General features: G+C 51.7%; 1 rRNA gene. It reads left to right on the forward strand.

What is annotated here, in order from left to right:
* Positions 1-1,475: ribosomal RNA gene (locus CCE82_RS12305) — 16S ribosomal RNA — on the forward strand; the annotation flags it as partial.
* Positions 1,476-1,503 lie beyond the last annotated feature (28 nt).

Raw genomic sequence — 1,503 nt, forward strand, 5'->3', positions numbered from 1 at the left:
AGGAGCTTGCTCCTTTGACGTTAGCGGCGGACGGGTGAGTAACACGTGGGTAACCTACCTATAAGACTGGAATAACTCCGGGAAACCGGGGCTAATGCCGGATAACATGTTGAACCGCATGGTTCTACAGTGAAAGACGGTCTTGCTGTCACTTATAGATGGACCCGCGCCGTATTAGCTAGTTGGTGGGGTAACGGCCTACCAAGGCGACGATACGTAGCCGACCTGAGAGGGTGATCGGCCACACTGGAACTGAGACACGGTCCAGACTCCTACGGGAGGCAGCAGTAGGGAATCTTCCGCAATGGGCGAAAGCCTGACGGAGCAACGCCGCGTGAGTGATGAAGGTCTTCGGATCGTAAAGCTCTGTTGTTAGGGAAGAACAAATGTGTAAGTAACTGTGCACATCTTGACGGTACCTAACCAGAAAGCCACGGCTAACTACGTGCCAGCAGCCGCGGTAATACGTAGGTGGCAAGCGTTATCCGGAATTATTGGGCGTAAAGCGCGCGTAGGCGGTTTTTTAAGTCTGATGTGAAAGCCCACGGCTCAACCGTGGAGGGTCATTGGAAACTGGAAAACTTGAGTGCAGAAGAGGAAAGTGGAATTCCATGTGTAGCGGTGAAATGCGCAGAGATATGGAGGAACACCAGTGGCGAAGGCGGCTTTCTGGTCTGCAACTGACGCTGATGTGCGAAAGCGTGGGGATCAAACAGGATTAGATACCCTGGTAGTCCACGCCGTAAACGATGAGTGCTAAGTGTTAGGGGGTTTCCGCCCCTTAGTGCTGCAGCTAACGCATTAAGCACTCCGCCTGGGGAGTACGGTCGCAAGACTGAAACTCAAAGGAATTGACGGGGACCCGCACAAGCGGTGGAGCATGTGGTTTAATTCGAAGCAACGCGAAGAACCTTACCAAATCTTGACATCCTTTGACCGCTCTAGAGATAGAGTTTTCCTCTTCGGAGGACAAAGTGACAGGTGGTGCATGGTTGTCGTCAGCTCGTGTCGTGAGATGTTGGGTTAAGTCCCGCAACGAGCGCAACCCTTGAGCTTAGTTGCCATCATTAAGTTGGGCACTCTAAGTTGACTGCCGGTGACAAACCGGAGGAAGGTGGGGATGACGTCAAATCATCATGCCCCTTATGATTTGGGCTACACACGTGCTACAATGGACAATACAAAGGGCAGCAAAACCGCGAGGTCAAGCAAATCCCATAAAGTTGTTCTCAGTTCGGATTGTAGTCTGCAACTCGACTACATGAAGCTGGAATCGCTAGTAATCGTAGATCAGCATGCTACGGTGAATACGTTCCCGGGTCTTGTACACACCGCCCGTCACACCACGAGAGTTTGTAACACCCGAAGCCGGTGGAGTAACCATTTGGAGCTAGCCGTCGAAGGTGGGACAAATGATTGGGGTGAAGTCGTAACAAGGTAGCCGTATCGGAAGGTGCGGCTGGATCACCTCCTTTCTAAGGATAATATACGGAATATCACCAT

It is taken from the genome of Staphylococcus cornubiensis, assembly GCF_900183575.1.
In the GTDB taxonomy this organism is placed as follows: Bacteria; Bacillota; Bacilli; order Staphylococcales; family Staphylococcaceae; genus Staphylococcus; species Staphylococcus cornubiensis.